Annotated in this window: 21 protein-coding genes, 1 tRNA gene and 1 pseudogene; 10 read left to right on the top strand and 13 right to left on the bottom strand. The window is 70.4% G+C overall.

Annotation, left to right across the window (positions count from 1 at the left end):
- Nucleotides 1–140 precede the first annotated feature (140 nt).
- Nucleotides 141–392 carry a cell division protein CrgA gene (crgA, locus tag OG896_RS18915; protein WP_329366956.1) on the bottom strand — a complete coding sequence of 84 codons (252 nt, stop codon included), beginning with the start codon at nt 390–392 and terminating at the stop codon, nt 141–143.
- A gap of 205 nt (nt 393–597) precedes the next feature.
- On the opposite strand from crgA, the gene OG896_RS18910 reads away from it, so the two are divergent.
- The 5 genes from OG896_RS18910 to OG896_RS18890 all read left to right on the top strand — a co-directional run bounded on the left by OG896_RS18910 (nt 598) and on the right by OG896_RS18890 (nt 4446).
- Nucleotides 598–1317: a DUF881 domain-containing protein gene (locus OG896_RS18910; protein WP_329374129.1), complete on the top strand. Its 720-nt coding sequence runs from the start codon at nt 598–600 to the stop codon at nt 1315–1317.
- A gap of 130 nt (nt 1318–1447) precedes the next feature.
- The gene (locus tag OG896_RS18905) at nt 1448–1645 is read left to right on the top strand and encodes a hypothetical protein (protein ID WP_328466688.1); all 198 of its coding nucleotides are present in this window, start codon (nt 1448–1450) and stop codon (nt 1643–1645) included.
- The gene (locus tag OG896_RS18900; RefSeq protein WP_329366955.1) at nt 1642–2298 is read left to right on the top strand and encodes an aminodeoxychorismate/anthranilate synthase component II; all 657 of its coding nucleotides are present in this window, start codon (nt 1642–1644) and stop codon (nt 2296–2298) included. Before OG896_RS18905 ends, OG896_RS18900 begins: the two co-directional genes overlap by 4 nt.
- Nucleotides 2295–3707: a class E sortase gene (locus tag OG896_RS18895; RefSeq protein ID WP_329366954.1), complete on the top strand. Its 1413-nt coding sequence runs from the start codon at nt 2295–2297 to the stop codon at nt 3705–3707. The genes OG896_RS18900 and OG896_RS18895 overlap by 4 nt, the downstream gene beginning before the upstream one ends.
- A complete protein-coding gene (locus OG896_RS18890) occupies nt 3700–4446 on the top strand; it encodes a class E sortase (RefSeq protein WP_443057081.1) in 747 nt (248 codons plus the stop codon). The genes OG896_RS18895 and OG896_RS18890 overlap by 8 nt, the downstream gene beginning before the upstream one ends.
- 89 nt (nt 4447–4535) lie before the next feature.
- On the opposite strand, the gene pknB is transcribed toward OG896_RS18890, so the two are convergent.
- The 6 genes from pknB to OG896_RS18860 all read right to left on the bottom strand — a co-directional run bounded on the left by pknB (nt 4536) and on the right by OG896_RS18860 (nt 12623).
- Nucleotides 4536–6524, bottom strand: coding sequence for a Stk1 family PASTA domain-containing Ser/Thr kinase (gene pknB / locus OG896_RS18885; protein ID WP_329366949.1), 1989 nt, complete (start codon nt 6522–6524; stop codon nt 4536–4538).
- A gap of 173 nt (nt 6525–6697) precedes the next feature.
- Entirely contained in the window at nt 6698–8158 is a 1461-nt protein-coding gene (locus tag OG896_RS18880) for a peptidoglycan D,D-transpeptidase FtsI family protein (RefSeq protein WP_329366947.1), read from the bottom strand.
- Nucleotides 8155–9552 carry an FtsW/RodA/SpoVE family cell cycle protein gene (locus OG896_RS18875; RefSeq protein ID WP_328466699.1) on the bottom strand — a complete coding sequence of 466 codons (1398 nt, stop codon included), beginning with the start codon at nt 9550–9552 and terminating at the stop codon, nt 8155–8157. The genes OG896_RS18880 and OG896_RS18875 overlap by 4 nt, the downstream gene beginning before the upstream one ends.
- A gap of 37 nt (nt 9553–9589) precedes the next feature.
- Entirely contained in the window at nt 9590–11128 is a 1539-nt protein-coding gene (locus OG896_RS18870; protein WP_329374127.1) for a Stp1/IreP family PP2C-type Ser/Thr phosphatase, read from the bottom strand.
- Nucleotides 11129–11185: 57 nt separating this feature from the next.
- Entirely contained in the window at nt 11186–11701 is a 516-nt protein-coding gene (locus OG896_RS18865) for an FHA domain-containing protein FhaB/FipA (RefSeq protein ID WP_328466701.1), read from the bottom strand.
- Nucleotides 11702–11711: 10 nt separating this feature from the next.
- Entirely contained in the window at nt 11712–12623 is a 912-nt protein-coding gene (locus tag OG896_RS18860) for a DUF3662 and FHA domain-containing protein (protein ID WP_329366943.1), read from the bottom strand.
- A gap of 405 nt (nt 12624–13028) precedes the next feature.
- Between OG896_RS18860 and OG896_RS18855 the strand changes: the two genes are divergently transcribed.
- Nucleotides 13029–13112: transfer RNA gene (locus tag OG896_RS18855), tRNA-Leu, on the top strand.
- A gap of 155 nt (nt 13113–13267) precedes the next feature.
- Here the strand turns inward: OG896_RS18855 and OG896_RS18850 are convergent.
- Nucleotides 13268–13594 carry a DUF6059 family protein gene (locus OG896_RS18850; RefSeq protein ID WP_329366941.1) on the bottom strand — a complete coding sequence of 109 codons (327 nt, stop codon included), beginning with the start codon at nt 13592–13594 and terminating at the stop codon, nt 13268–13270.
- Between the two features lie 110 nt (nt 13595–13704).
- Here OG896_RS18850 and OG896_RS18845 point away from each other — a divergent pair, with 110 nt between their 5' ends.
- Nucleotides 13705–14451 (top strand): response regulator transcription factor, encoded by a 747-nt coding sequence (locus OG896_RS18845; protein WP_329366939.1) that lies wholly within the window; start codon nt 13705–13707, stop codon nt 14449–14451.
- 92 nt (nt 14452–14543) lie between these two features.
- Nucleotides 14544–15002, top strand: coding sequence for a nitroreductase/quinone reductase family protein (locus OG896_RS18840; protein WP_329366937.1), 459 nt, complete (start codon nt 14544–14546; stop codon nt 15000–15002).
- Nucleotides 15003–15311: 309 nt separating this feature from the next.
- Here the strand turns inward: OG896_RS18840 and OG896_RS40440 are convergent.
- Nucleotides 15312–15536 (bottom strand): annotated as a pseudogene (locus OG896_RS40440) (FAD-dependent oxidoreductase); the annotation flags it as partial.
- A gap of 273 nt (nt 15537–15809) precedes the next feature.
- Here OG896_RS40440 and OG896_RS18835 point away from each other — a divergent pair.
- Nucleotides 15810–16289 carry a MarR family winged helix-turn-helix transcriptional regulator gene (locus OG896_RS18835; RefSeq protein WP_329366936.1) on the top strand — a complete coding sequence of 160 codons (480 nt, stop codon included), beginning with the start codon at nt 15810–15812 and terminating at the stop codon, nt 16287–16289.
- Nucleotides 16290–16380: 91 nt separating this feature from the next.
- On the opposite strand, the gene OG896_RS18830 is transcribed toward OG896_RS18835, so the two are convergent.
- The 3 genes from OG896_RS18830 to OG896_RS18820 are packed head-to-tail and all read right to left on the bottom strand — an operon-like array spanning nt 16381 to nt 17652.
- Nucleotides 16381–16629: a ferredoxin gene (locus OG896_RS18830; protein WP_329366934.1), complete on the bottom strand. Its 249-nt coding sequence runs from the start codon at nt 16627–16629 to the stop codon at nt 16381–16383.
- Complete coding sequence (locus tag OG896_RS18825; RefSeq protein WP_329374597.1) at nt 16626–17042, bottom strand: hypothetical protein; 417 nt, start codon at nt 17040–17042, stop codon at nt 16626–16628. Before OG896_RS18825 ends, OG896_RS18830 begins: the two co-directional genes overlap by 4 nt.
- The gene (locus tag OG896_RS18820) at nt 17035–17652 is read right to left on the bottom strand and encodes an acyltransferase family protein (protein ID WP_329366932.1); all 618 of its coding nucleotides are present in this window, start codon (nt 17650–17652) and stop codon (nt 17035–17037) included. Before OG896_RS18820 ends, OG896_RS18825 begins: the two co-directional genes overlap by 8 nt.
- A gap of 289 nt (nt 17653–17941) precedes the next feature.
- Between OG896_RS18820 and OG896_RS18815 the strand changes: the two genes are divergently transcribed.
- Entirely contained in the window at nt 17942–18517 is a 576-nt protein-coding gene (locus OG896_RS18815; protein WP_329366930.1) for a TerD family protein, read from the top strand.
- A gap of 190 nt (nt 18518–18707) precedes the next feature.
- On the opposite strand, the gene OG896_RS18810 is transcribed toward OG896_RS18815, so the two are convergent.
- Nucleotides 18708–19355 carry an FMN-dependent NADH-azoreductase gene (locus tag OG896_RS18810; RefSeq protein ID WP_329366928.1) on the bottom strand — a complete coding sequence of 216 codons (648 nt, stop codon included), beginning with the start codon at nt 19353–19355 and terminating at the stop codon, nt 18708–18710.
- Nucleotides 19356–19524 lie beyond the last annotated feature (169 nt).

The raw sequence follows: 19524 nt of genomic DNA, 5'->3' as shown, positions 1-19524 counted from the left end.
ATCAACGAAAGACCGGTGGCCGCCGCAGCGACCACCGGTCGTACCGGCGTCAACTCCGTAGAGGTTATCCACAGATCTTCTGACCTTTTCCCCACTGTGGATAACCGTGTGGACAAGTGCGCGAGACCGACCCCGACGTGCTACTTCCACTGCGTGGAGACGACGAAGCCGCCGGCGATGAAGCCGAAGCCGACCACGATGTTCCAGTTGCCGAAGGCGTCCACCGGGAGGTCGCCCCGCGTCACGTAGAACAGGACGATCCAGGCCAGCCCGACGACGAAGAACGCCAGCATCAGCGGCGCGACCCAGCCGCGGTTGCCGAGCTTTATCGCGGTGGCCTTGGAGGGCGGCGGGGTGAAGTCCGCCTTCTTGCGAATCCGTGACTTCGGCACGAGGGATCTCCTGTCGATGCGCTGCGTAACCGCACGGGTCTGTGGGGTCAGCCTGGCGGGTGAGGGACGGTGGGAGGCGGTGCCGCTCCCGGGCGTCCGTTAGCGTAGTGCTTCCCTTGGGTTGTAAGGAGAAGGGTATTTGGTGACCGGAGCCGGTGGCACCTCCCCCGCCCCTACATCTCGCGCTGTATCCCGCACGGTAGCGCTGCGCGTGCTCAGTGCGGGAGTCTTCGCGCTGGCCGGACTGATCTTCTGGACCAGCTTCGACACCGCCAAGGGCGTCGACATTCGCAGCGACGACCCGCTGCCGAAGCTGTCGGACAACATCCGGGCGAAGAACGCGCAGAACGAGAAGCTGGACAAGTCGCTCGCGGACGTGCGCTCCGACGTGGACCGGCTGACCCGGCAGCGCGGCGGGCTCAGCCCCGCCGAGCGGGCCCGGATCGACGCACTCGGCAAGGCGGCCGGCACCTCCCCGCTGACCGGACCGGCCCTCGAGGTCACGCTCGACGACGCCCCGCCGAACGCCACCCCGCTGGTGCCCGGCGTGCCCGACCCGCAGCCGAACGACCTGGTCATCCACCAGCAGGACCTCCAAGCCGTGGTCAATGCGCTGTGGCAGGGCGGCGCCCAGGGCATCCGCATCATGGACCAGCGGCTGATCGCGACCAGCGCGGTCCGCTGCGTCGGCAACACCCTCATCCTCCAGGGCCGGGTGTACTCCCCGCCCTACCGCATCACCGCGATCGGCGACCGGAGCCGGCTGCGGAAGGCGATCGACGCCAGCCCGGCGATCCGCAACTACCTCCAGTACGTGCAGGCGTACGGCCTCGGCTGGAAGGTGGCGGCGGCCGGCCGGACCACGCTGCCCGGCTACACCGGATCGGTGGACCTCCGCTACGCGAAGCCTGTGGACCAGCCGTGAACGGCCCCGCCGACCGGCCCGCACGGGCGCGCGCACAGGTTGATCCCATGACGAAGCTTTGTCCCATGGACCCCCCTTGGTCGCCGATCTCCCTTTACCCTGTTGCGGGGACTCAGAAGGAAGGCACCGCATGTACGGCTGGATCTGGCGGCATCTGCCGGGCAACCTGTGGGTGAGGGCGTTGATCTCACTCCTGCTGGTCCTCGCGGTCGTCTACATCCTCTTCCAGTACGTGTTCCCGTGGGCGGAGCCGCTGCTGCCGTTCAACGACGTGACCGTCGACAACGGGATGACCGCAGTCCAGCACGGGGTGGCCGCAGTCCGATGAGCGCACGCATTCTCGTGGTCGACAACTACGACTCCTTCGTCTTCAACCTGGTCCAGTACCTCTACCAACTCGGCGCCGAGTGCGAGGTGCTGCGCAACGACGAGGTGGAACTCGCGCACGCCGACGAGGGGTTCGACGGGGTGCTGCTCTCCCCCGGCCCCGGCACCCCCGAGGAGGCCGGGGTGTGCGTGGACATGGTCCGGCACTGCGCGGAAACCGGCGTACCGGTCTTCGGCGTCTGCCTTGGTGTGCAGTCCATGGCGGTGGCCTACGGCGGAGTGGTCGGCCGGGCGCCGGAACTGCTGCACGGTAAGACCTCGGCGGTGGTGCACGAGGGCTCCGGCGTCTTCGCGGGGCTGCCCTCGCCCTTCACCGCCACCCGGTACCACTCGCTCGCGGTCGAACGGGACACGCTGCCCGACGAGTTGCGGGTGACCGCCTGGACGGAGGACGGGATCATCATGGGGCTCCGGCACCGCGAGGCCGCCGTCGAGGGCGTGCAGTTCCACCCGGAGTCGGTGCTCACCGAGTGGGGACACCGCATGCTCGCCAACTGGCTCGCCGAGTGCGGCGAACCGGAGGCGGTGGAACGGTCGCACGGACTGGCCCCGGTGGTCGGGACGGGCGTACCCGTCGGGAAGGCCGGGAGGTGACCACGCTCCGGCCGGAGCGTGCCTCCGACGGCCCGATGTCCTACGAGGACACCGGGCAGTTCGAGGTTGCCGTCGGACAGCTCGCGGACCCGCTCAACGACCCGCTGCCCGGCCGCCCTCCGGTGGTCGAGGGTCCGCCGCAGCCGCTGGGTTCGCCGGGGCCGCTGGGATCGCCGCAGCACCAGGGCCCGCCGCAGTCGCAGCCGCAGGGGCCGCAAGGACCTCCGCAGTCACACGGCTCGCCCTGGTTCCGCGCGGAGGAGATGGCACGGCATCCGCAGCCCGAGCCGATGGCGCCGCCGACACAGCCGCCGCCGGCACAGCCGGCGCCGATCGGGGAACCTGCCGCTCCGGACCTGATGCCCGGCCCCGTTCGCTCACCCGCCCCAGCACCGGCCCCGGCACCCGAACCCCTGTCCGTGCCGGAGCCGGACGAGACCGCGCAGATGCCCCTCCTCACCGACGCGGACGGGCCGGGCCCCACGGCCACCCTCGCGCCGGTGCCAGGATCACCCGGTGCCGGTCCGGCCGGAGTGGACGGTGGCCGCGCCGCCAGACGCAAGGCGGCCGCCCGCGGCGGCGGCCACCGGGCCCGGGGCCGTAACAGCCCCTCCACGGCCGCGGCGAGCGCCGCTGCCGGCTCCGCCGCAGAGCACGCCGAGCAGCAGCCGGCCGTGCCGCTGAGCCGGGTGGAGGCCCGCAGGGCCGCCAAGGCCGCCAAGGACAGCCCCGCGGTGGTGATCAGCCGGATCGTCGGCGAGCTGTTCATCAGCCTCGGCGTCGTGATGCTGCTGTTCGTCACCTACCAGTTGTGGTGGACCAACGTCCGGGCGCACGCCCAGGCCAACAGCGCGTCGAACAACCTGGAGCACCAGTGGGACAGCGGCTCGGGTGATCCCAGCCGGGCGGCGGGAACCTTCTCCCCCGGCCAGGGCTTCGCGATCATGTACATCCCGAAGCTGGACGTCAAGGCCCCGATCGCCCAGGGCGTCAGCACCACCAAGGTGCTCAACAAGGGCATGATCGGCCACTACGACGGCGCTCCCGTGAACACCGCGATGCCGTGGGACAAGACCGGCAACTTCGCGGTCGCCGCCCACCGCAACACCCACGGCGAGCCCTTCCGCTACATCAACCACCTGGTCGCCGGCGACAAGGTCGTGGTCGAGACCTCCACCACGTACTACACCTACACCGTGACCAGTTCGCTGGCGACCACCCCGCCCAGCAACGTCAGCGTCCTCGAACCCGTACCGCCCGGGTCCGGCTTCACCAAGCCGGGCCGTTACATCACGCTCACCACGTGCACCCCCGAGTTCACCAGCACCAACCGGCTGATCGTCTGGGGCAAGCTCACCGAGGAGCGTGCGCGCAGCAAGGGCAAGCCCGACGCGCTCGTCAATGGCTGAGGGCGCGACAACAGAACGGAACAGCGTGACCACCGAGAACCGCACCGGGCGGGGCCGAGTCGCGGCCACCATCAGCGTCATCGGCGAGGTCCTCATCACCGTGGGGCTGGTCCTCGCGCTGTTCGTCGTCTACTCGCTGTGGTGGACGAACGTGATCGCCGACCGGCACGCGCGCAAGGCGGGCGACAAGGTCCGCAAGGACTGGGCCCAGGGCCCGTCCGGCGGCGGCAACAGCGCCCCGCGCGGCCTGGACACCAAGGACGGCATAGGTTTCCTGCACGTGCCGGCGATGGGCAAGCACTACGAGGTGCTGGTGAAGAAGGGCACCTCCACCAACGTGCTCAACGAGGGCGTGGCCGGCTACTACACCAAGCCCACGCCGTCCGCGATGCCCTGGGACAGCACCGGCAACTTCACCGTCGCCGCGCACCGCGACGGCCACGGCGCCAAGTTCCACAACATCGACAAGATCCACGACGGCGACCCGATCGTCTTCGAGTCCAAGGACACCTGGTACGTCTACAAGGTCTACAAGGTCCTCGACCAGACCTCGAAGTACAACGTCGCGGTGACCGACCAGGTCCCCAAGGAGTCCGGCAAGACCAAGCCGGGCCGCTACATCACGCTCACCACCTGCACGCCCGTCTACACCTCGCTCTACCGCTACGTGGTCTGGGGCCAGCTGGTGCGCACGCAGAAGGTCGACCCGCAGCGCACCCCGCCGGCAGAGCTGAAGTGACGCGGCGGTAGCCGGACACGACGCAGGGCCCGCAGGCGGGAAGCCTGCGGGCCCTGCGTCGTCGTTCGCCGTGCTTGCCTGCGCCGTTCTCAGTGGCCGCCGAAGCCGTTGCCTCCGCCCACCGCGGTGAGGGTCACCGGCTGCCCCTCCTGGAGCTGGGTGCCCGCCCCCGGGTCGACCTGGAAGACCTTGGCGTTGTCGTCGGCCTGGTTGCCCGTCATGTCGACCGCGGTGATCTGCAGGTTCAGGTTCAGCGCCTGGAGTTCCTGCTTGGCCTGACCGACGGTCTTGCCCGCCAGGTCGCCCGGCATGGTCGCCGGCGGCTGCTGGCTCTGCTGCGGCCCCGAGGAGACGGTCAGCACGATCGCGGTGTCCAGCGACTGCTCACCCGCGTTCGGATCGGGTGTCTGGCTGATGACGCTGCCCTGGGGCGTCTCGTCGGACGGCTGGTCGGTGCCCCGGGTGATGTTCGTGAAGCCCTGCGCCTTGAGCGCGCTGACCGCCTGGTCGTAGGTGTCGCCCTTGACGTTGGTCGGGGTGACCTTCTTCGGCTGGACCGCGACGGTCAGGGTGATGGTGGAGCCCTTGGCGACCTTGGTGCCGCCCTTCGGGTTCTGGCTCAGGACGGTGCCGGCGTCCACGGTGGTGGACGTCTGGGTCTTCTGCTCGACCTGGAAGCCCTGCTTGGTCAGCTCGGTGTTCGCGTCGTCGAACTTGTCGTTGGTCACATCCGGCACCGCGATCGGTGCGGAGCCCTTCGACAGGTTGACGGTGACCGTCTTGTCCGACGGGATCTCGGAGTCGGCCTTCGGGTCCTGCTGGCAGACCAGGTTCTTGTCGACGTTCGGGCAGAAGACCGCCGGGCCCTTGACCAGCTTGATGCCGACGTTGTCCGCCTTGGCCTGCGCGTCGGTCATCGAGATGTTGGTGAAGTCCGGCACGGTGCCACCGTTCTGGGCGTGCCCGCCGAACAGCGACTTGCCGAGGAAGATCGCGCCGATCAGCACCAGCACCGCGGCCACGACCAGCAGCACCGTGGAGGTGTTGCTGGACTTCTTCTGGCGCCGCCGGTCCGGGCGGTCCTCGTAGCCATAGCCGCCGTCGTCGTCGCGGGCCGGCGGCAGCATCGAGGTCTGCGGGTCGGTCTGCGGCGGCATCGCGGTGGTGGCCGCGGTGTCGCCGTACTGGTGCGGGTAGCCGTAGCCGGCCGCGCCCATCATGGCGGTGGCGCCGACCGGCTGGCCGTCCAGCGCCGCCTCCACGTCGGCCCGCATCTCGTCGGCCGACTGGTAGCGGTAGTCCGGGTCCTTGGTCAGCGCCTTCAGCACGATGGCGTCCATCGCCGGGGTGACCTCGGGGTCGTACACCGACGGCGGCTGCGGCTCCTCGCGCACGTGCTGGTACGCCACCGCGACCGGCGAGTCGCCGACGAACGGCGGCCGGACGGTCAGCAGCTCGTACAGCAGGCAACCCGTCGAGTACAGGTCGGAGCGCGCGTCGACCTGCTCGCCCTTGGCCTGCTCGGGCGAGAGGTACTGCGCGGTGCCGATCACCGCGGCGGTCTGGGTCATGGTCATGCCGGACTCGCCCATCGCGCGGGCGATGCCGAAGTCCATGACCTTGACCTGGCCGGTGCGGGTCAGCATCACGTTCGCGGGCTTGATGTCGCGGTGCACGATGCCGGCCCGGTGGCTGTACTCCAGGGCCTGCAGGATGCCGACGGTCATTTCCAGCGAGCGCTCCGGCAGCAGCTTGCGCCCGGAGTGCAGCAGCTCGCGCAGGGTGGAGCCGTCGACGTACTCCATCACGATGTACGGGATGGAGACCCCGTCGACGTAGTCCTCACCGGTGTCGTACACGGCGACGATCGAGGGATGGTTCAGAGAAGCGGCCGACTGGGCCTCACGGCGGAACCGGGCCTGGAAGGACGGATCACGGGCGAGGTCCACCCGTAGCGTCTTCACGGCAACGGTACGGCCGAGGCGCGTGTCGTGGGCGAGGTACACCTCGGCCATGCCACCGCGGCCGAGCACCGAGCCCAGCTCGTACCGGCCGCCGAGGCGACGCGGCTCTTCCATAGCTCTGCCCTCTCCTCAATCCCGCTGTCCCAAGCTCAACCCGACATGTGAACCTGTGCCCTACGCCTGCTCGGAGATACGCTACCGGGCGCGCGGCGCGCACATTCGGCTCAGCGGTCCGCTGATATCCGACCGGTATCTGGCTGCGACCCAATCCGGACGTGACGTGTCTCTCACTTGTTGAGCACCGCTTCCATGACGTCCTTGGCGATCGGAGCGGCGAAGCCGCCACCGGAGACGTCGTCGTGATTGGCGGCGGCGTCCTCGACCACGACCGCCACGGCGACCGGCGATCCCTGGTCGGTCATCGCGTAGGAGACGAACCAGGCGTACGGCGTGCCCTGGTTGTTGATGCCGTGCTGTGCGGTACCGGTCTTGCCGCCCACCTTGACGCCGGGGATCTTGGCGTTGGTGCCGGTACCCGAGTCGACGACGGTCTCCATCATGGACTGGAGCTTCTGCGCGTTCTCCGCCGACAGCGGCTGGCTCATCTGCTTGGGGCTGGTCTGCGCGATGGTGCTCAGGTTCGGCGCGACCAGCTTGTCGACCTCGTACGGCTGCATCAGCTTGCCGTTGTTCGCGATCGCGGAGGCGACCATCGCCATCTGCAGCGGGGTGGCCGTGGTGTCGAACTGGCCGATCGAGGACTGCGCGACGTGGTCGGGGCTCATCTCGGTGTCGAAGTTGCTGGCGTCCGCGCGGACCGGGACGAACTGCTCCTTGTTGAAGCCGAACTGCTGGGCCTCGTCGACCATGTCCTTGAGCCCCACCTCGGCGCCGAGCTTGCCGAAGACGCTGTTGCACGAGTACCTCAGCGCCTTGCGCAGGGACGCGTTCTTGCAGGGGATGTTGCCCTCGTTCGGCAGCGGGGTGGTGGTGCCCGGCAGGATGTACGGGTCCGGGGAGTTCGTGTCCTTGTCGATGTCGCTGACCTTGCCGTTCTGCAGCGCCGCGGCCGCGGTGACCAGCTTGAACGTCGAGCCGGGCGGGTAGGTCTGGCGCAGCGCCCGGTTCAGCGTCGGGTCGTTCGGGTCGTTCTTCTTCGCGACCGCGTTCCAGTTCTTCTCGTCGGTCAGCGAGTTGCCCGCGAAGGAGCCGGGGTCGTACGACGGGGTGCTGGCCATCGCGAGGATCGCGCCGGTGCGCGGGTCGAGCGCCACCACGGCGCCCTTCTTCTTGCCGAGCCCGTTGTACGCGGCGGCCTGCGCCTTGGCGTTCAGCGTGGTCACCACGTTGCCGCCCTGCTTCTGCTTGCCGGTGAGCAGGTCGACGGTGCGGTTGAAGAAGAGCCGGTCGTCGTCGCCGGTGAGGAACTTGTCCTCCACGCCCTCCAGCATGGTGGTGCTGTACGCCTGCGAGGCGTACCCGGTCACCGGCGCCCACATCGGGCCGTCGGTGAAGGTCTGCTTGTACTTGAAGTCGCTGCCGGTGGTCGTGGTGTGCCCGGTGATGGCCTTGCCGTCCACGATGATGTCGCCGCGCGGCTGGGCGAACTGGTTGATCGCCACCCGCCGGTTGTGCGGGTCGCTGGAGAGCTGGCCGGCCTGGACGTACTGCACGTAGTTCACGCGCGCGAGCAGGGCGAGGACGAGGAGGCCGCAGAAGACCGCGACCCGTCGCAGGGGCTTGTTCACTGGCTGCGCACCACCTGGGTCGCTTCGGCATCGGGAGAGGGGGCTGGGCTCGGCGCCGGGCGCCGGGCGGTGTCGCTGATTCTCAGCAGCAGCGCGACCAGCGCCCAGTTGGCGATCACCGAGGAGCCGCCCTGGGCGAGGAACGGCATGGTCATACCGGTCAGCGGGATGAGCCCGGTGACGCCGCCGGCGACCACGAAGACCTGGAGCGCGAAGCCGCCGGACAGGCCGACCGCGAGCAGCTTGCCGAACGGGTCGCGGGCGGCCAGCGCGGTGCGCAGGCCGCGCTCGATCAGCAGCCCGTACAGCAGCAGGATGGCCATCACGCCGGCCAGGCCCAGTTCCTCGCCGACGGTCGCGAGGATGTAGTCGCTCTTCGGGGCGATGCCGCCGATCAGCCGGCTGTAGCCCTCGCCGAGGCCGGAGCCGAACAGGCCGCCGGAGCCGAAGGCGTAACGGGACTGGGCGGTCTCGGTGACGCCGCCGTTCTGGAGGGCGAGCGGGTGCAGCCACTCCTGGACGCGGACCTTGACGTGCGCCTCGGTGGAGCCGACCACGACGGCGCCGCCCGCGCTGAGCAGCAGGCCGAAGACGATCCAGCTGGTCCGCTCGGTGGCCACGTAGAGCATGATCACGAAGAGGCCGAAGAAGAGCAGCGAGGTGCCCAGGTCGGTCTCGAAGACCAGGATCATCAGGCTGAGCGCCCAGATCACCAGGATCGGGCCGAGGTCGCGGCCGCGCGGCAGGTACAGGCCCATGAAGCGGCGGGAGGCGAGCGCGAGGGCGTCGCGCTTGACCATCAGGTAGCCGGCGAAGAAGACCGCGATCACGATCTTGGCGAACTCGCCCGGCTGGAGCGAGCCGACACCGGGGATGGTGATCCAGATCCGGGCGCCGTAGACCGCCGGGAAGAAGATCGGCGCGATCAGCAGGGCGAGCGCGACGATCATCGAGATGTAGGTGTACCGCTGCAGGATGCGGTGGTCCTTGAGGAAGACCAGGACGATGGCGAAGAGCGCCACTCCCAGCGCCGACCACATCAGCTGCTTGGGGGCCATCGGGCCGCCGAGTTGGGCGGTGGTGATGGAGGGTTCCTGGTCCAGCCGCCAGATGAGTACCAGGCCGAGGCCGTTGAGGAGGGTCGCGATCGGCAGCATCAGCGGGTCGGCGTAGGGCGCGAACTTCCGCACGAGCAGGTGCGCTATGCCCGCGATGCAGCCCAGGCCGAGGCCGTACTCCGCCAGGCTCGCGGGCACCGAGCCGTGCTTGGCGAGCCCGGCGTCGGCGTAGGCGAAGACGGGGATCGCCACTGCGAAGAGCAGCATGGCCAGTTCGGTGTTGCGGCGGTTGGGCGCGCCGATCGACGTGATCGTCGTGGTGTTGCTGGCGCTCATGACGAGCCGAACCTTCCTGCTGCTTTCCGTACCGGCACTACTGCTGGTCCGTGCTGCACTGCCCGGCCAGCTTCTTCTCGTCGGGCGTCAGCGTCGGACCGGGAGCGGGGGTCGGGGTGGTGGTGACCTTCTTCCCGCCCTGCTGCTTGCCTTCGGAGTTGCCGGCGGCACCGCCGGAGCCGACCGAGTTCTCCGCGTTCTTCGCGGCGTTCTTCGCCTTGTCGGCCACGCTCTGGGCGTCGGCGACCTTCTTGCACACCCCCGCCTGCTGGGCGAGTTCGTCGGCCTTGTCGTTCGCCTGCCCGAGGCTGCTGGTGGCGATGGTGTCCTGCACCTGCTTGCGCTGGTACGACGGCAGGTACTTCAGCGGGATGTCCGCGCGGTCGTGGTGCACCTTGGACAGGCTGAGCCCGACGAGCTTCTGGTCGATGCCCTGGTAGACCGCGACGTGGTCGCCCTTGGCGCCCACGTAGTACTGGGTCTGGGTCCAGGAGTACGCCGCGTACAGGCCGCCGGCCACCACGGCCAGCACCACCAGGGTGATCAGGCTGCGCTTGGGCCACTTGCGCGCGGCGGGCTTGTCGAGGTCGGCCTCGTCGTAGCCGCCGAAGGCGCCGAGCGGGGCGCCGGGCACCGGGTCGCCGCTGCCGGGCGGCCCGAACGCGCCGGACGGGCCGGCCTGGTGCGGGGTGCGGCCCAGCTCGGAGGCGCGGCCGGCCGGGGTGTCCAGGTGCCGCGGGTCGTTGGGCTGCGACTGGTGTTCGGCGACCGCGCCGACCACCACCGGGGTGTCGTTGAGCTGGGCGGCCTGGGTGTCGCCGTCGTCGGTGTCCAGCACGTCCGCGACGATGCAGGTGATGTTGTCGGGGCCGCCGCCGCGCAGGGCGAGCTGGATCAGCTCCTGCACGGTCTCGTGCGGGGCCTGGTAGCCGCCGAGGGTGTCCTCCATCGTCTGATGGCTGACCACCCCGGACAGGCCGTCCGAGCAGATCAGGTAGCGGTCGCCGACCCGCACCTCGCGGATGGACAGGTCGGGTTCGACCCGCTCGCCGCTGCCGAGCGCGCGCATCAGCAGCGAGCGCTGCGGGTGGGTGGTGGCCTCTTCCTCGGTGATCCGGCCCTCGTCCACCAGCCGCTGCACCCAGGTGTGGTCCTGGGTGATCTGGGTGAGGACGCCGTCCCGCAGCAGGTACGCGCGGGAGTCACCGACATGCACCAGGCCGAGCCGCTGCCCGGTCCACAGCAGGGCGGTGAGCGTGGTGCCCATGCCCTCCAGTTGCGGGTCCTCCTCGACCATGTGCAGCAACTGGTCGTTGGCCCGCTGCACGGCGGTGCCGAGGGAGGTGAGGATGTCCGAGCCGGGGATGTCGTCGTCGAGCGTGACGATGGAGGAGATCACCTCGGAGGAGGCGACTTCGCCGGCGGCCTGGCCGCCCATGCCGTCGGCGATCGCGAGCAGACGGGGGCCGGCGTAGCCGGAGTCCTCGTTCCCCTCGCGGATCATGCCCTTGTGTGAACCGGCGGCGAAACGCAGGCTCAATGACATGCGTACCTCCCCCGTCGGTTCCGGGTACATCCGCACGCTGCCCACCCTCTCGCTCGCGCGTCGTGGCTTCGCTGCCCCATTGTGCGACTACTTCCGCAGCTCGATGACGGTCTTGCCGATGCGGATCGGCGCGCCCAGCGGGACCGGGGTGGGCGTGGTCAACCGGTTACGGTCCAGATAGGTGCCGTTGGTGGAACCCAGGTCCTCGACGATCCACTGGCCGTCGGTGTCCGGGTAGATCCTGGCATGCCTGCTGGACGCGTAGTCGTCATCGAGCACAATCGTCGAGTCATGCGCTCGGCCCAGGGTGATGGTCTGGCCCTGGAGTGCCACTGTGGTGCCGGCCAGCGAACCCTCGGCGACCACCAGTTTGGTGGGGGCGCCGCGTCGCTGGCGGTTGTTCTGCGGCTGCTGGCGGGGCTGCTGCACCTGCTGCTGGCGCTGCTGCGGCGGGCGGGACCGGTCGTCGGCCCGGCGCGCGCCGCGCTGGGTCACCCGGGTCCCGAACAGGTCGCTCCGGATGACCTGGACCGCGACGATGACGAACAGCCACAGCACGGCGAGGAAACCCAACCGCATGACCGTCAGGGTCAGCTCTGACATTGCCCCCGCTTCACCCTTCGGCTTGCCTGTACACGATGGTGGTGCTCCCCACGACAATGCGGGAGCCGTCGCGGAGCGTAGCGCGCTGGGTGTGCTGTCCGTCCACCACGATGCCGTTTGTCGACCCGAGGTCCTGTACGACGGAGGGGGTGCCGACCCGGATTTCGCAGTGCTTGCGCGATACGCCCGGGTCGTCCACGCGCACGTCGGCCTCGGTGGAACGGCCGAGCACGAGGGTGGCGCGGGAGATCTGGTGGCGGGTGCCGTTGATCTCCACCCAGCGCCGGGTGGCGGCCGCGGGGGAGCCGGCCGGTACGCCGGTGCCGGGCAGCCGGGTCACCGGGGCGGCGCCGCCCGGCGGCGGCGCGGCGGGCATCGGCGGCGGGCCGGCCGGGCGCTGCGGCGGGCCGTGCCGGTCGGGGGCGGGCCGGGCCGGCCGCGGCTGCTGCGGCGGGTACGGCTGCGGGGCGGGCGGCTGCTGGTACGACGGCTGCGGCCGGCCGGCGGGCGGCTGGTGGCCCTGCGGCGCCTGCGCGTGCTGGGACTCGCTGGACGCCAGGGTGCGGCTGCGCACCCGGTACAGCCCGGTGTCCAGGTCGTCGGCCCGCTCCAGGTGCACCTTGATGGTGCCCATGAACGTGTAGCGCTGCTGCTTGGCGTAGTCCTTGACCATCCCGGCGAGCTCGTCGCCGAGTTGGACCGCGTACGGGCTCAGCCGTTCGTAGTCGGGGGCGCTCAGTTCGACGATGAAGTCGTTGGGCACCACGGTGCGGTCGCGGTTCCAGATCGTCGCGTTGTTGTCGCACTCACGCTGCAGCGCGCCCGCGATCTCCACGGGCTGCACCTCGCTCTTGAAGACCTTGGCGAAGGTGCCGTTCACCATGCCCTCAAGTCGCTGCTCGAAACGCTTCAGCACACCCACCGGGCACCTCCCTCCTCCGGATCGTCCGTCGGCTCGTTTCCGATACTGCTTACTGATCGTATCCACGCGTGGGAAAAACCGGCGGTTCCCCGATCTTGCTCGGGTGGTCAGTGTCAACCCTCACACCGTGCCGCGCCTGCCGTCCTCCTACCCACTGCGATGGTAGATGGGGCGGCTGTACGCGGTCCGGGGTTCCGGCCGTACCCACCAGTGTCCCCAGTGTCCCGCACCGGCGGGCTCCACCACACCGCCTTCCCTCCGGGCGTGTGCCACCACCGGGCGCCCCGAAACGGATGTGATTGCACCGCACGCGCCGTGCTAATCTTCTGCATGTCGGACGGGGCTCCCGCACCACCAAGACCTACAGGTCCAGGGCAGTGTGAGAATCCCAACGACAACACCCATGCGCGGGTGGCGGAATAGGCAGACGCGCTGGATTCAGGTTCCAGTGCCCGAAAGGGCGTGGGGGTTCAACTCCCCCCTCGCGCACACAGACGAGACGGTCGGCATCGTGGTCACGATGCCGACCGTCTCGCGTTGTGCCGGGGCGATCCGCCGCCGCGGCCCGCTGCCGTCACCGGCTCCGGGTGAGCGTGATCACAGTCGCGGGCCGGGCCCGCGCCGGGGCGGATCAGGGAGCGCGGTCACGAGTCGCCGGACAGGCCCGCCCAGACCGCGGCCTCGTCCGGGGTGAGCGGGACCTGCGGGCACAGGCGCTCCGGGTGCCCAGCGGGAGGGGCGAGCAACAGGCCCTTCGCCGGCGGCGCGGCGGCGGCCAGCGAGTCGAGCTGCACCGGCAGCAGCCGGACCGCCACGTCGACGGCGCCGGCCCGTACGAAGAGGTCGCGCAGCCGGCGCGCCACCCACGGGTTGGGCACGTGGTCGCTCCACCAGTGCACGATCCGCCGGGCGCCGCCGTCGGCGCCGGAGCCCGGTCGGCGCGGCGCGCCAGGTCTCGCGTTGACAGCCACGGAGAGCGTGGAACACTATTAGATAGCTCGCTATGTAAATGGCGATCTGCCTACGACTCGGCCGCGACCCTCGATCGACGGCTGAGCCGACTTCGGGGGAAGAAGGAACCATGAAGGACCCTGTCCGAACCGACGGCACCGGCACCCGCACCCGCCAGCGCGGGCACATCTCGGTCCTGATCGCGTGCGGGGACCCGCTGAACCGGGCCGGGCTCGCCGCCGCCCTGGACCGCGAGGACGGCATCCGCGTGGTGGGCTGCGCACCGCACCCGCACCAGTTGGCCCGCCACGTCCGGCGCGGGGTGCCGGACGTGGTGGTGCTGCCCGACGACGCCGACCTGGTGCCCGCGGCGCACGCGCTGGCCGGCTGCCCGGTGATGCCGCACATCATCGCGGTCGCGATGTCCGGCGACGCCGAGCGGCACCGCGAGCAGGCCCGGCCGGCCGAGCACGCCCGTGTCTGCGGCGTCACCGTCAACCTCGCCGAGCCGGCCACCCTCGCGCCGGCCGTCCGGCTGCTCGGGTCGGGCTACCAGGTGGCCGAGGCGTGGCCCGCGGCCGGCCGGCCCACCCCCGGTGCCGCGATCCGGCTGCGCCAGGCGTTCAACCGGCTGACCTGGCGCGAGATCGAGGTGGTGCACCTGATGGCACGCGGCTGGACCAACGCCGAGATCGCCGACGTCCTGATGCTCAGCGGGGCCACGGTCAAGACCCACGTGCACAACGTGATCGGCAAGCTCGCCCTGCGCAATCGCATCGACGTGATCACCATGGCCTATGCCAGCGGATTCGTCCGCCCGGTCTTCTTCCCCGGAGCGGCCGGCACCTCCTACGCCCTGGTCGGCAGGCCGGCCTGACCCCGTATCCGGCCTGAGCCCGTATCCGGCCTGAGCCCGTACCCGGCCTGAGCCCGTACCCGACACGGCCCCGCAACCCAGAAGGAGTCACGATGTCAGACACAGCCACCGCCAGGCCGGCGGTGTCCCCGTTCCTGAAGTTCGGCAACCGGATGATGGAGGTCTTCCACGCCATCGGACTGCCGGTTGGCCCGATGCACCTGCTGCGGGTCAAGGGCCGGAAGTCGGGGCGGGAGTTCACCAACCCCGTCGCACCCGTGAAGGTCGGCGGCGAGCAGTACATCCTCCAGGCGTTCCCGCAGTCCGACTGGGTGAAGAACGTCCGCGCCGCGGGCGAGGGGACGCTGGTGCGCGGACGCCGGGCGCGGCACGTCAAACTCGTCGAGGTGCCCGAGCCGGAGCGCGCGGCGATCGTCCGGGAGTTCCCCACCCAGGTGCCGATGGGCGCCGGGATCTTCGTGAAGAACGGGGTCGTGGCCGACAAGAGCCCGGAGAGCTTCGCGCGCGCGGCCCTGCAGATCCCGGTCTTCCGGGTCGTCCCGGTGCGCTGAACCGGGACCGGCCGCACCGGGACCCGGCTGGACCGGAACCCGGCCGCACCGGGAGCCGGCCGCCGCGCGCGGTCGAGCCGCCGTCAGGCGAGGTACGCCCCGACGATGGCGGCGGCGAAGCCGACCAGCGCGATGGCGGTGCGGCTCCGGTTGGACCGTGCCCATCCGCACCGTGTCGCCGGCCTGGTCCAGCAGCAGGGAGTTGAGCTCCGAGCGGCGCAGCGCCACCGCGGGGGCGCCTATCCGCCGGGACTCCGGTGCGATCGCCCAGCGGGCCAGGGTGCGGCCGCGCGCGGAGCGGAACTCGTGGAAGAGGATCTCCGAGCTGACCTTGGCGACCGGCTCGGCGAGCCCCACTTGCCGCAACGCCACGAAGGCGTTGTGCCACAGCACGAACCCGCCGCCGGTCAGCAGCCGGTTCGGCTCGGTCCTGCGCTCCAGGACGGTCACCTCGACACCGGCCCGGCGCAGGCCGATCGCGGTGGTCAGGCCGCCGATCCCGGCTCCGACCACGACGGCTTTCTTGATGGGCATGGGTACTCCCCAGGTGTGGGCGGCCCGCGCGGGCCGGTCGGCTGCTCCGGTCACGGCGTCAGGGGTGCCGTCCGAGGGAGCGCTCCGCAGTTCGGTGGCGTCCGACTCGGCCCAGATGTCGGAGACGAGCCCGCTGTCCTCCGGGGACACTCACGACAGCCCCCTGGTTGCCCGATCCTCAATTGCTTGATTGGAAGGGTCAACCGCTCCCACCGAGCCGTATGCCTGCGGGTATAAGTTTCCTGGTGGTGGCCGACGAGCGGAGGTAAGAGCGTGGCGAGGCAGTCGAAGGCGCCGGGTGAACCGTCGCCGTCCGAGGCCGGCCCGGTGTGGCTGCGCCAGAGCATCGCCCCCAAGCTGAGGCTGGTCGCCAAGGAGAGCCGCACCTTCTTCGAGGAGGAGCTGAGCCAGTCCGGGGCCACCTTCGCCACATGGACGACGCTCGCCACCCTCAAGTTGGAGGGCCCGATGATCCAGCGGGCGCTGGCGAAGTTCCTCAGCATCGAGGGACCGACCCTCTCCCGGCACCTGGAGGCGATGGAGCGGCGCGGCCTGGTCGCCAGGAACCGTGAGGGCAGCGACCGCAGGGCGGCCACCGTGGCGTTGACGCCCGAGGGCGAGCAGATGTGCACGGCGATCGAGGCGGTCGCCCTCAAGAGCCAGGAGCAGATGCTGGCGGGCCTGAGCGGCGACGACATCCAGCTGCTCGGCACACTGCTGGACCGCATCCTGGCCAACGTGACCTCGCGCTGACCGGGCCGACCGGCCCGTCGCGTGCGGCGCGACGCGGCCGGTCGGCCCGGCCGGGGAGGTCCGTGGCCACCGCTCGGTCCCCGGTCGCCGCTCAGTCCGTGGCCGCGGAGCGCAGCAGCCGCAGCGCGCTGGAGGGGCAGAGGTCCACGGCCTCGCGGATGGCGTCCTCGTGCGCGGGGCCGGGCTGCTCGTCCAGCACCACCGCGACGCCCTCCTCGTCCTGGTCGAAGACCTCCGGCGCCGCCAGCACGCACTGCCCCGCCCCCACGCAGTGTTCGGCGCGCAGTTCGATCCGGAGCCGCGGCACCTCGGTGCCGGCCTGGTCCTGCTGCGCGGTCATGAGCGGCCTCCCCAGGTGACAGGCACTTCGTTGACGCCCTGCACGGTGCCGCCGTCACGCGGCCTGAGCCGGTCGACGTCCACCGCGAGCCGCAGGCCCGGAAGCCGCTCGATCATCCCCGGTCCCGGCTTGACCAGGTAGTCAGAGATCATCTCGTCGAAGTAGATGCTCAGTTCGCCCACCGCCTGGAGCGCCTGCTCCGGGCTGTCGGCCTGCACCAGGTTCTGGCTGGACTCCTGGAAGAAGAGGTGGTCGGCACAGGGCACGCCGAGCACCTCGCAGATCACCCGGGAGGGCACCGGCAGCGAGAACGCGGGGACCAGCCGCCCGGCGGTTGGTAGGGGCAGGTTCTGTCCTGCGGGAAGGGCGCTGCCTCCCGCGCCGTGGGCGTGGTCGCGGTCTCGCTCATGCAATCCCCTTGGACGGTGTCGGGTCATCGGACGGTTCGGGCGGTGGGACGCGGCGGTGCGCGGGCTCGGTCGGTGTGCTCAGCCGGTGCCGGAGCCGCCGTTCCAGCGGGTGTTCGACGAAGCGGTAGAAGAAGGCCGAGACAGCCACGGTGATCGCCAGGGCGAGGACCGCGTAGCCGGTGTACGACGCCTTGGGCGCCAGCGGGTCGGTGAAGAAGTCGGCCACCTGGCGCCCGGGGTTGGCCGCCAGGGCGAGCGGCAGCAGCACGGTGAACTGGAAGAGGTAGAAGGCGTACGACCACTGGCCCAGCCGGACCAGCGGCCGGCCGCGCAGGAAGGACGGGCCGCCGGACAGGTCCTGCTGGGCCAGGGCGGCGACGAGCAGCGCGAAGAAAAGCACGAAGCCGGAGAGCACGAAGAACAGGGAGACGCCCGACTCGCCGAGCGAGAACAGGCCCCGGGTGTGCGGCAGCGGCATCAGGATGCCGACGTGGGAGAGGAAGACGCCCAGCGTGGCGAACCAGCGGATGCCGGTCAGCGAGTCCAGGCGGGCTCCCCGGATCGTGGCCGCGCGGGCCTCGGCGCTGGACTCCAGGACCGGCGTGCGCTTCATACGACCCCTGCCTCACGGGTGCGGGCGGTGCGGCTGCGCCCGGGCGGCGCGGGGCCCATCTCAGCGAAGACCGATGAAGCGAGTGTCAAGCGGGTGAAAAGGCCGCCGGCCCGGTGGCCGCGGGCGGCGCGGTGGGGGCCGGTGCGGAACGCGGCCGGAGGCGGAGCCCTGTCGGACGCATCGGTGGCACCGGGGCGGGAACCCGTGCAGGGTGGTGTCCGTTGGACGGATTGGGCAAAGCAATCGTCAAGCGGCGCGGCCCGCGCCGAACCGAGCAGGGAGATCCAGCATGGGTGTCAGCCTCTCCAAGGGCGGCAATGTCTCGCTGACGAAGGAGGCCCCCGGACTCACGGCGGTCACCGTCGGCCTGGGGTGGGACGTAAGGACCACCACCGGCAGCGACTTCGACCTCGACGCGAGTGCGCTGCTGCTCGACGCCTCCGGCAAGGTCGTGTCGGACAAGCACTTCGTCTTCTTCAACAACCTCAAGAGCCCGGACGGCTCCGTCGAGCACACCGGCGACAACCTCACCGGTGAGGGCGAGGGCGACGACGAGTCGATCAAGGTCAATCTCGCCACCGTTCCGGCCGAGGTGGACAAGGTCGTCTTCCCGGTCTCGATCTACGAGGGCGAGACCCGGCAGCAGAGCTTCGGCCAGGTGCGCAACGCGTTCATCCGCGTGGTGAACCAGGCGGGCGGCGCGGAGATCGCCCGCTACGACCTCACCGAGGACGCCTCCACCGAGACCGCGATGGTCTTCGGTGAGCTGTACCGGAACGGTGCGGAGTGGAAGTTCCGCGCGGTGGGCCAGGGGTACGCCTCGGGCCTGCGCGGCATCGCCCAGGACTTCGGCGTCAACCTCTGACGAGGCTGGTGCCGAGGGACTGACGGGTTCCCGGCGGGGCCTTCACGAGGTCCCACCGGCCACCGCTCCAGCGGTCCGGCAGAAGCAGATCGCGGGGTCGCGGTCACCGGTTGTTCGCACACCGGTGACCGCGACCCCGCTTGCGCGTGGCGCCCACCGCCCCTGACGGCGCGGGCACCCCGGCCGCGAGCTACGCCGCGAAGCGCGCCGCGAGCGCCTTCGCCTTCTCCGTCGCGTCCTCGTGCGCCTTGGCCCGCGAGGCGTCGGCCGCGTCGACGAGCGAGGCCATCGCCGGGTTGACCCGGGCCAGGGTCAGCTCGGGGATGATGAAGTCGACGTCCAGCGAGAGCATCCCGGTCAGCACCTTCTCCAGGTACGTGGTCAGGAACTCGTAGCTCTCGCGCGGCGTGCCCGGCCCGTAGCCGCCACCGCGCGCGGCCACCACCGTGGTGGGCTTGCCGGCCACCGAGCCGCCCTCGCCCGCGGTCCTGCCGACCATGATCACCTGGTCCAGCCACGCCTTGAGGCTGGACGGGATCGTGAAGTTGTACATCGGGGTGCCGATGAGGATCGCGTCCGCCTGCTCCAGCTCGTCGGCGAGTTCGGCGCGCAGCGCGGCCGCGGCGGCCTGCTCCGGCGTGTGCGACTCGGCCGGGACGTTGGTGCTGATGATGCCGTCGGCGGTCAGGTGCGGAAGCGGGTGGGCGGCGAGGTCGCGGTAGACGACGGTGCCGCCGGGGTGCTGGGCCTCCCACTCCTTGCGGAAGGTCGCAGTGACCTCGCGGGATATGGAGGAGTCCTGGAAGGCGGACGAGTCGATGTGCAGCAGAGTGGCCATGGGGGTTGAGCCTCTTCGTCGTAAAGGGGGGACAGGGGCGGGGGAGTAGCGCGCGGCACGGCGCTCCGACGACGTTCTCCGACGTCAGCACCGCCGCAAGTTCGTACGTAGCTATTTTTAACACAGAGACTTACTTTTTTGCAGCACTACCCCGCCGACGGAGTACGCT

It is taken from the genome of Streptomyces sp. NBC_00669, assembly GCF_036226785.1.
In the GTDB taxonomy this organism is placed as follows: Bacteria; Actinomycetota; Actinomycetes; order Streptomycetales; family Streptomycetaceae; genus Actinacidiphila.
The sequence above is the reverse complement of the archived record's forward strand: the minus strand, read 5'-3'. Positions and strand labels throughout refer to the sequence as shown.

Bases quoted from the DNA above. Each gene is read 5' to 3' on its own strand.
- OG896_RS18905 (WP_328466688.1), top strand. From the start codon at position 1,448: ATGTACGGCTGGATCTGGCGGCATCTGCCGGGCAACCTGTGGGTGAGG.
- OG896_RS18820 (WP_329366932.1), bottom strand. From the start codon at position 17,652: ATGAAGCGCACGCCGGTCCTGGAGTCCAGCGCCGAGGCCCGCGCGGCC.
- OG896_RS18815 (WP_329366930.1), top strand. From the start codon at position 17,942: ATGGGTGTCAGCCTCTCCAAGGGCGGCAATGTCTCGCTGACGAAGGAG.
- OG896_RS18875 (WP_328466699.1), bottom strand. From the start codon at position 9,552: ATGAGCGCCAGCAACACCACGACGATCACGTCGATCGGCGCGCCCAAC.
- OG896_RS18900 (WP_329366955.1), top strand. From the start codon at position 1,642: ATGAGCGCACGCATTCTCGTGGTCGACAACTACGACTCCTTCGTCTTC.
- OG896_RS18810 (WP_329366928.1), bottom strand. From the start codon at position 19,355: ATGGCCACTCTGCTGCACATCGACTCGTCCGCCTTCCAGGACTCCTCC.
- OG896_RS18845 (WP_329366939.1), top strand. From the start codon at position 13,705: ATGAAGGACCCTGTCCGAACCGACGGCACCGGCACCCGCACCCGCCAG.
- OG896_RS18865 (WP_328466701.1), bottom strand. From the start codon at position 11,701: ATGTCAGAGCTGACCCTGACGGTCATGCGGTTGGGTTTCCTCGCCGTG.
- OG896_RS18830 (WP_329366934.1), bottom strand. From the start codon at position 16,629: ATGACCGCGCAGCAGGACCAGGCCGGCACCGAGGTGCCGCGGCTCCGG.
- OG896_RS18890 (WP_443057081.1), top strand. From the start codon at position 3,700: ATGGCTGAGGGCGCGACAACAGAACGGAACAGCGTGACCACCGAGAAC.
- OG896_RS18870 (WP_329374127.1), bottom strand. From the start codon at position 11,128: ATGTACCCGGAACCGACGGGGGAGGTACGCATGTCATTGAGCCTGCGT.
- OG896_RS18840 (WP_329366937.1), top strand. From the start codon at position 14,544: ATGTCAGACACAGCCACCGCCAGGCCGGCGGTGTCCCCGTTCCTGAAG.
- pknB (WP_329366949.1), bottom strand. From the start codon at position 6,524: ATGGAAGAGCCGCGTCGCCTCGGCGGCCGGTACGAGCTGGGCTCGGTG.